This window comes from Moorena sp. SIO4E2 (genome assembly GCF_010671945.1).
Taxonomy (GTDB): Bacteria; Cyanobacteriota; Cyanobacteriia; order Cyanobacteriales; family Coleofasciculaceae; genus Moorena; species Moorena producens.
On the sequence record NZ_JAAHIE010000387.1, the window covers coordinates 1 to 7,232 of the forward strand.

Consider the following 7,232-nt stretch of genomic DNA (forward strand, 5'->3'; position numbering starts at 1 on the left):
TTGTGACTAATCGTTTTAGTTTAATTGGCTTTGGTAAAATATAATGCGTTGATATGGCACAGGGGGAAGGTTAAATAACAGGATAAGCGGCAAAGGGATGGTCGCGAGCTAGTCCCTATAACCTATAACCTCTAACCTCTAACCTAGAAACAAAACAGCTACATACCTTATATTTAATCACATGAACGGTAAGAAAGACGGTTTTTTAAGCGGGCTTCAAATTTTGGTGTTTTTTATCTTAGCCCTTGCCTTTCTGGGATACCCAATCGAATTCAGCTTACTATTTGGTGGCATTGGCGCTTTCGCCGGTGGTTTGATAGTTGACTGGTGGCACCACCCAGACAAACCCAGGGACTCACAACCCCAGCAAGCAGAGTATACCGAGGAAGGTAGTTCTGACTTAACGGGCATCCGTTTAGCTGTACAAGAACGACAAGCTAGAGAAAAGAGCCGCTCAGAAGGGTCACTCAATCCTATTAGTAGATTTTTTAGACGTTAAGCAAGAGTAATTAATTATTGCTTATTGGTCAAAAGAAAATACCAAGAGATTTAAGCTAGGGCTAATCTAGAAGAACTTGCTTTGGATTGAGTACTTTCTGACTAAGAACTAAAATCTAACATGTTTCTATTTCTCTCAAAGCTATTGCCACTCTTTCTGTATCCCTTGGGCCTGGCTTGTGTGCTACTGGTAGTAGCTTTAGTAATGTCGTGGCGCAACCCTCGCTGGGTTCCGATACCGGTGGCTTTAGCATTAATTGTGTTGTTGGTCTCAAGTAATACTTGGGTGACTAACAGCTTAATACGCTCTCTGGAGTGGCAATATATTCCTAATTCAGAATTACCTGAGGCTGATGCGATTGTGATCTTGGGGGGAGCGACTAAACCACCTTTTCCACCACGACCTACTCCAGAAGTGGATGAAGCAGGCGATCGCGTTCTCTATGGTGCTCAGCTATACCGTGAAGGGAAAGCTCCCTGGGTGATTCCTGCTGGTGGTCGGATTGTTTGGGGTTCCAGTAGTAATAACTCTAGCCAACGACTTTCTTCCGAGTCTGGTCAATCCTCACAACGGTTGGCTCCTGAATCAGAAGACATGGCACAGATTCTAGAAGACCTGGGTGTTCCAAGAGCCGCTATCATTCAAGAGTCTAGGTCTTTAAACACTCACCAAAATGCGGTCAATGTGCGGAAAATTTTGGATCAGCGGGATTTTCCCAAGGTATTATTGGTAACTTCAGCCATCCATATGCCTCGTTCTGTCCTAGTGTTCCGGCGTCAGGGTATTGATGTGATCCCAGCACCAACAGATTTTCTAGTGTCCCAACATGAACTGGATGAACCTAGCAGCAGTAGTCAAGCTGCTTTGCTACATTCTCTGCCAAATGCTGAGCAATTGTCTAGGATTACCCGTGCTATCAAGGAATACATTGGTATAGTCGCTTATCGCATTCGTGGTTGGGTATGACATTATTGCTGAAATATTATCCTTGATTATTTGCCTAGTTACTATGCCAGAAGAATTCCAACGGATTGTCCCAGCACCACCACCAGCAGCCGATATGTTTGCCACTTACCAGCTAGCTTATGACTTTAGCCAGGAAGTAGAGCATCGACAAGAATTTGAAGACTATTGCCAGTGGTATTATTTTACAGCACAAAGCCATCAAGAGGAATTAGAAAAAATGCGCGGTGACATCAACATTTTTCGTTGGTTCAGTCGCCGCAACTCAGAGGTAGATTAGACTACAAGTCTAGCTTATTATCTTAAAAGATGGTTTAACTAATTAAAGTAAACACGGATAGTAATAGATATCAATAGATACAGTAAGAATCTAACTTAATCCTATCCGTGCAGACCTGTTTAAAAATCCCTGTGATGGTGATTATGATTGGTTTCTATAGTATTAGCTAATAATATAGCCGCCTAGGGGATAATTTCTAGTTCATCTTCACGGAAGTGAACTTTTTTAAATTTTTTGTCAAATTTGACTTGTATTGGTAAATTGGCGCTGACGGGCCTACCTTGCCACTCAGAAATTATTCCGGTAACTTCCCCTTCGAGACCTTTAATATCAAAAGGTTTATTTCTGTGTTCGGGATGGGTATATACCACAACTGATTCTTTGACTCGGACGCGATCGCCAACTTTCATATAAGTAACTCTAACTATTATACGGACATCCCTTACCTAAGCTAGGGTGGGCTCAGGCAACCTTCTTATTGTCTCACAGAGTGGGTTGTTTACATTTAGCACAGTTGTGAGCATCAACAAAATTTAGGTTTATTGGAATTGCTTCCCTGGTCTGATGCCGGTGATTATCGGTGAAAATTATAATGTAAGGTTTTTTCACCCTTAGTTTCACCCTTAGTTGTCTGGGAGCTCCTGCTCGGTAGGTGAAGACTGTGGTAGATTTGGATCGGGTGATGGTAAAAAGCGATCGCGCATTTTCTGGAAGCCCTCAGGAGCTAGTATCCATTGGGTAGTCAGTAAAATAGCCCCAGCACCAACTAGTATACCGACTACCCCCAGCAGCCCAAACAAGGCTCTTATCCAATCCCGGTATGAGCGGGTGGTTTCGGGTTTATTATCATTGGTTGTGGTTATTTCCGCTGGTAGTGATGGAGTCAGAGCGGTTTGCTGCCCCAGATTAACCACCTGTAGTTCTTTAGAGCTAGAGATGTCTCCCAAATTTAGCACTGTCGGATATTGGGGAGAGACAGCACAGTATGTTAGCACCACCGAAATGTCATCTTGACCATTATGTTTAAAGGCCAGGTCAATTAAAGACTCAGCCGCCGATTCCACGGAAAGTCGGTGGCTATTGACTTTTTCGGGTAAATCTCGACCAAATTTTTCAATCAAGTTGTTGTTGCTCAAGCCATCGGAACACAGCAGCAGCAAGCCATCTTCTTCCAAAATAAAGCGTCGCACAGTGGGACGAAGTAATTCAGCCTCCTTTGTCCCTAAGGCTTGAGTGAGTGCTTGTGCATCAGATCGCTGCAACGCTTGTCGATAAAGACTACGACCAAGCTTGACCTCCCGAGTAGCCACATCATCATCCACAGTTAGCTGCTGGCAATAGTCGGGAGTAAGCCAGTAAGCACGACTATCTCCTACACTAGCGATATAGATTTCGTGACCATTGGTTTTCCCTTCTGGTGTATTCACCATTTGGGGTAGTTGTAGCGCTAGGGTTAAGGTGGTAGCCATGCGACGCCGGGATTCTCGTTCTTGTTGATCGTTGCGAGAAGAAATCATGTTATTAGCAACCCGGATAATTGCTGATAGATTCTCAGTTACCAGTTCTGGTGTCATCAGCTCCGGATCTTCGTTCAACTCAGCCAGTAATGCCCGAACCTGTAATTTAATCGACTGTAGTGCTAACTGACTAGCAATTTCCCCCCCTTCGTGACCACCAATGCCATCACAAATAATCGACAGGTGGGGAATCAAGGGGTCTTGGGGTTGCTCTGGGTGCTTAATCAAGTCAGCCTTAGTGGGATAGCAACTGTCTTCATTGTGGCTGTGACTTGAACCAGTTGCGGTGATACCAGCAATCTGTAACCGCAACGGGTGCTGAGCAGCTTGCTCAAGTAATAGGTGATTAAGTTGGGATGCGATCGCACTTAAGGAGGGGTGTTCAGTTTGCAGGTGTTGGGCAATAGCTTGTAGCGGATCCGCCACAGAAACTGAAGCTGTGCGACACCAAGCTTCCCAGCACTCTCCTAGCTGTTTAAGACTAGCATCCACAGAGGGTTCACTCACAGAAGTCGGTTCGGCAGGGGAGTCTCGGGAAACCAATGTATCAAATCCCCTATCCTCTAGACCATTAGACGGTACAACTGGTGATAGACTCGTATCAGCCATTGTATCGCGATATAATTCCCGCAGTCGCAGCCGCCACCCTTCAACTCGCAAATTAGTTGGCACTAACAGGCTAGAAGCCACACCCAATTCTGATAAGGGTATCCATAATTCCCAAATTTGCCAAAGCCAATAGACTTGACGCACTGCGGTAGCAGAAGTCCACATCGACTCCATTGAGGGATATAAGTTGCCATTGGCATCAATGGGGGCATTTTCTAGCAAAATGACTACATCTTGACCAGGTGTAGACAGAAAATTCCGTTGCTGTGGCAACTGGCATATCCCATAAACCTCTGGCACATGGAGGCAGTGGGGATACAAGCGTAGGTAAGGAAGGATATGGCCGTTGATTTGTTCGGGAAAATCCGGTGGCAGTTCTGGCTGCATATCCTGCCAAATTTGCGGGGCAACTACCTGGTAGCGGTCTGCCACTTGTTCTCCAACTGGTAGCTCTACGGCAGCAGAAGCAACTGCCCAAAGATAACGATCCACGGCTAATACCTATGAAGTTAATTTACGGCTATACGGTCAAATTCTAGACGGCTGAGATAAATTAGCATTGGTCCGCGCTTATGCCCCACGTCCCCACTTGCATGTCGGCGTGGGATGAATGGCAGACAAGAACTTTGATACTTTGTGATCATCTATAATGAACATAGTAGGGTAATCAAATTAAGAGCTAACCGCCACCTACTACCTAAAAATAGAACTTTTTTGTATTGTTCCGGCGCGGAGGGGCATCTCGTGTCGTAAATATTGCTTGCCGAACGCGCCCCGCGTGGCCTACGGCCTTGTATCCGTTCCCGTTGGGTGGAGTTGGCAAGAAGCCTACACTGACTCGGCGAGTTCAGTTTAGGAGTATGTCACAAGAGGGGTTGTTTGAGCTTTTAAACATTTTCTCTCAAAGTTGTCTAGTAGATTCAAGAAAATTAACATAACTCAGCAACCTATATCTTTGTCTGACGTCAGACAAAATAAATTAGAGTTACCCGCAACTACTTACCCCATACCCTGTATATTATGAGCCGATGGTAAGTTCCTCGATGCTTTGGCTAATTGCCGGGTCAATGCTGTGCTTAGTCGAGCTGTTTGTGCCAACAGCATTTGTTGCTTTCATGATGGGCATCAGTGCTTTGGTCGTAGCATTTGTGATCTCGATTTTGCCCATATCTTATACCCTACAAGTGGGGTTATGGTTGCTGCTTTCCACTGCCTCAGTCTTTTTATCCCGTCGCCTGATGCCCCCTGCTAGAGTGGGCAAAAATTTGGATGCGATGGAAGCTCAAACCTTGACAGAAATTCTGCCAGGGCAAACTGGGCGGGTACTCTATGAAGGCAACTCATGGCGTGCCCGTTGTGAAGACTATGCAGATGCGATCGCACCCAACCAAAAAGTCTACGTAGTGCGTAGGGAAGGCACTACCCTGATTGTTGTGCCTCATCACCTATTGCATGACTGAAGTTGATCGACCAAGGGTGCTCTGCCAGGTTCAGGGGATAGTGATGGGTTAATAGGGTGATGGGGTAATAGAGTCAACGGTAGATTTATTACTCCCCCTAGTGACTAGTTGTTGGGAGTCTCCCTTCTAACCCAGTCCACTGTTTTTTGACAAAAGATAGGTTAAAAAGTCAGGTTGGGCAGATGGGAATAGAGTCAGCTTCAAGCACTTGAGAATCAGACTAAATCAGTTTTCTGCCCTCCCCCACCCATCCGCTCCCCCTCTAACAACAAATTTGTAAAACACTACCAGAAATGGAGGAAAGAGCGTGTCACAGTGGTTTTTGCTTGTGTTTTTAGCTTTGGGCGGTTCAGGTCTTTTCGGTTCCGTCAAGATTATTAATCAAGGAAACCAAGCCTTAGTGGAACGATTGGGAAAATATAGTGGCAAAAAACTCGAACCTGGGCTCAACTTTGTCATTCCCGTGATTGAGCGGGTGGTTTTCCAGCAAACCATTCGGGAAAAAGTCCTTGATGTGCCACCTCAGCCTTGTATCACCTCCGATAATGTTTCCATTACCGTTGACGCTGTGGTGTACTGGCGGATCATGGATATGGAGAAAGCCTACTATAAGGTTGAAGACCTGCGCTCCGCCATGCAGAATTTGGTGCTGACCCAGATTCGAGCTGAAATGGGGAAACTGGAACTGGATCAAACCTTTACTGCTCGCTCTCAAATCAATGAAACCCTACTGCGGGAATTAGACATTTCCACTGATCCTTGGGGAGTTAAAGTCACCCGGGTGGAACTGCGGGACATTGTGCCATCTCAGGCAGTGCAGGACTCAATGGAGTTACAGATGTCCGCAGAACGGCGTAAACGGGCGGCAATTTTGACCTCTGAAGGGGAACGAGAATCTGCGGTTAACACTGCCAGAGGTAAGGCCGAGGCACTAGAGTTAGATGCTGGAGCCCGTAAAAAAGCTGCGATTATGGACGCTGAAGCCCAACAACAGGCAATAGTTCTGAAAGCTCAGGCAGAACGACAGCAGCAGGTTCTCAAGGCACAAGCCACTGCTGAGGCTCTCAAAATTGTGGCTAAGACTCTTGATAATGACCCGAATGCTCGTGATGCCCTCCAGTTTTTACTGGCTCAGAATTATATCGATATGGGTATGCAAGTTGGTACTAGCGAGAGTAGTAAAGTGATGTTCATGGACCCTCGCAGCATTCCAGCAACCATTGAAGGGATGCGTTCGATTGTTGGTGATGGAGACAAGGTTAATCCCAATTCCCTAGGTATTGAGATGAATCAAAGGTAAAGTTCAGCGTCAATAAGCCCCACCTAAACGGGTATCCCCGTTTAGGTGGGGCTTGTGTCTAAACATAAAAAATCTTCCAATCAAGCAAATCCACAGCTGTTAAGACAGCCAAGGGATATAGGAGTCTATTGACAGCGGTTAAAGCCAACGCGGTTTGAACCCGTTGGCCGTGGGATAACCACAGAATACGTGACATACTCCCACACTGAACCGATAGGTCAGTGTGGGCTTCTTGCCAACTCCGCCCATTGGTTAGGATACAAGGCCGTAGGCCACGCGGGGCGCGTTCGGCAAGCTTTATTAACGATACGGTCAGAAGTTACCGCAAGAATAGGGCAGCCTTTATGGTTAGTCGGCTATGGGTAAAGAGTTAAAACTTTATGATTAAGGCAAGAGACGAAACCTTAGATCAGGTCGCCTTTATAACAATAGTTTTAAACCTTTTCTGCATAACCTACAACCCAAAAAGGCGACCTGATCTTACGGTAACTTCAAACCCTATTCTAAGGTTTCGTCTCCGGGATGCCCCGACCCACCGGAACCATACAAAAAAGTTCAATTTTGAGGCACGTAGGTGGCGGTTAGCTCTTAATTTGTCTTCCCT

General features: G+C 45.9%; 7 protein-coding genes. 5 read left to right on the forward strand and 2 right to left on the reverse strand.

Features of this window, described 5'->3' with window-relative positions:
* Positions 1–181: 181 nt before the first annotated feature.
* The 3 genes from F6K37_RS28135 (at position 182) to F6K37_RS28145 (ending at position 1,742) form a co-directional block, all read left to right on the forward strand.
* Positions 182–499: a hypothetical protein gene (locus F6K37_RS28135; RefSeq protein ID WP_008189459.1), complete on the forward strand. Its 318-nt coding sequence runs from the start codon at positions 182–184 to the stop codon at positions 497–499.
* Positions 500–619: 120 nt separating this feature from the next.
* Positions 620–1,465 (forward strand): YdcF family protein, encoded by an 846-nt coding sequence (locus F6K37_RS28140; protein ID WP_008189461.1) that lies wholly within the window; start codon positions 620–622, stop codon positions 1,463–1,465.
* Between the two features lie 43 nt (positions 1,466–1,508).
* Positions 1,509–1,742 carry a hypothetical protein gene (locus F6K37_RS28145; RefSeq protein WP_044495218.1) on the forward strand — a complete coding sequence of 78 codons (234 nt, stop codon included), beginning with the start codon at positions 1,509–1,511 and terminating at the stop codon, positions 1,740–1,742.
* Between the two features lie 182 nt (positions 1,743–1,924).
* On the opposite strand, the gene F6K37_RS28150 is transcribed toward F6K37_RS28145, so the two are convergent.
* Together F6K37_RS28150 and F6K37_RS28155 are read right to left on the reverse strand one after the other, a co-directional pair.
* The gene (locus F6K37_RS28150; protein ID WP_008189465.1) at positions 1,925–2,152 is read right to left on the reverse strand and encodes a ferredoxin-thioredoxin reductase variable chain; all 228 of its coding nucleotides are present in this window, start codon (positions 2,150–2,152) and stop codon (positions 1,925–1,927) included.
* A gap of 213 nt (positions 2,153–2,365) precedes the next feature.
* A complete protein-coding gene (locus F6K37_RS28155) occupies positions 2,366–4,360 on the reverse strand; it encodes a PP2C family protein-serine/threonine phosphatase (RefSeq protein WP_287253722.1) in 1,995 nt (664 codons plus the stop codon).
* Positions 4,361–4,896: 536 nt separating this feature from the next.
* Here F6K37_RS28155 and F6K37_RS28160 point away from each other — a divergent pair.
* Positions 4,897–5,328 (forward strand): NfeD family protein, encoded by a 432-nt coding sequence (locus F6K37_RS28160; protein WP_044495164.1) that lies wholly within the window; start codon positions 4,897–4,899, stop codon positions 5,326–5,328.
* Between the two features lie 307 nt (positions 5,329–5,635).
* Positions 5,636–6,628 carry an SPFH domain-containing protein gene (locus F6K37_RS28165; protein WP_287253725.1) on the forward strand — a complete coding sequence of 331 codons (993 nt, stop codon included), beginning with the start codon at positions 5,636–5,638 and terminating at the stop codon, positions 6,626–6,628.
* Positions 6,629–7,232 lie beyond the last annotated feature (604 nt).

Excerpts from the sequence above, each read along its gene's own strand:
- F6K37_RS28135 (WP_008189459.1), top strand. The coding sequence starts at position 182 with ATGAACGGTAAGAAAGACGGTTTTTTAAGCGGGCTTCAAATTTTGGTG.
- F6K37_RS28140 (WP_008189461.1), top strand. The coding sequence starts at position 620 with ATGTTTCTATTTCTCTCAAAGCTATTGCCACTCTTTCTGTATCCCTTG.
- F6K37_RS28145 (WP_044495218.1), top strand. The coding sequence starts at position 1,509 with ATGCCAGAAGAATTCCAACGGATTGTCCCAGCACCACCACCAGCAGCC.
- F6K37_RS28150 (WP_008189465.1), bottom strand. The coding sequence starts at position 2,152 with ATGAAAGTTGGCGATCGCGTCCGAGTCAAAGAATCAGTTGTGGTATAT.
- F6K37_RS28160 (WP_044495164.1), top strand. The coding sequence starts at position 4,897 with ATGGTAAGTTCCTCGATGCTTTGGCTAATTGCCGGGTCAATGCTGTGC.